We start from the raw sequence: 1199 nt of genomic DNA, 5'->3' as shown, positions 1-1199 counted from the left end.
GATGTCTGGTTCAACCCGCCACCGATTCCGATGACCACCGAAGAAATGGACTACGTCTTCGGCATGCCTTACGCGCGCGTTCCGCACCCGGCGTACGGCAAGGAGAAAATCCCGGCCTACGACATGATTCGCTTCTCGGTGAACATCATGCGTGGCTGCTTCGGCGGCTGCACCTTCTGCTCGATCACCGAGCACGAAGGCCGGATTATCCAGAACCGTTCCCATGAGTCGATCATTCGCGAAATCGAAGAGATTCGCGACAAGGTCCCGGGCTTTACCGGCGTGATCTCCGACCTCGGTGGCCCGACCGCGAACATGTACCGCATCGCCTGCAAGAGCCCGGAAATCGAATCCGCGTGCCGCAAGCCCTCGTGCGTGTTCCCCGGCATCTGCCCGAACCTGAACACCGACCACTCGGCGTTGATCCAGTTGTACCGCAGCGCCCGTGAGTTGCCGGGTGTGAAGAAGATCCTGATCGCTTCCGGCTTGCGCTACGACCTCGCGGTCGAGTCGCCGGAGTACGTCAAAGAACTGGTGACCCACCACGTCGGCGGTTACCTGAAGATCGCCCCGGAACACACCGAGGAAGGTCCGCTCAACCAGATGATGAAACCGGGCATCGGCAGCTATGACAAGTTCAAGCGCATGTTCGAGAAGTACTCCAAGGAAGCGGGCAAAGAGCAGTACCTGATTCCATATTTCATCGCCGCCCACCCGGGCACCACCGATGAAGACATGATGAACCTGGCCCTGTGGCTCAAGGGCAACGGTTTCCGTGCCGACCAGGTGCAGGCGTTCTACCCGTCGCCGATGGCCACTGCCACCGCGATGTACCACTCGGGCAAGAACCCGCTGCGCAAGGTCACCTACAAGTCTGACGCGGTGACCATCGTCAAGAGCGAAGAGCAGCGTCGTCTGCACAAGGCGTTCTTGCGTTATCACGACCCGAAAGGCTGGCCGATGTTGCGTGAAGCGCTGACTCGCATGGGCCGCGCCGACCTCATCGGGCCGGGCAAGAATCAGTTGATCCCACTGCACCAGCCGTCGACCGACAGCTACCAGAGTGCCCGTCGCAAGAACTCGACGCCGGCCGGCAGCCACAAGGTTGCAGGGGAAAAGACCACCAAGATCCTCACCCAGCACACCGGCCTGCCACCGCGCGCCAGCGATGGCGGCAACCCGTGGGACAAGCGTGAACA

General features: G+C 61.1%; 1 protein-coding gene. It reads left to right on the top strand.

Annotated elements, in window-relative coordinates:
• Positions 1-1199: DUF3362 domain-containing protein (locus D8V06_RS07525; RefSeq protein WP_130930722.1), on the top strand; the 1199-nt coding region annotated here is incomplete at both ends.

It is taken from the genome of Pseudomonas sp. Sample_24, assembly GCF_004307605.1.
Lineage (GTDB): Bacteria > Pseudomonadota > Gammaproteobacteria > Pseudomonadales > Pseudomonadaceae > Aquipseudomonas.
Note: the sequence above shows the minus strand (reverse complement) of the source record. Positions and strands in the feature narration are given on the sequence as shown.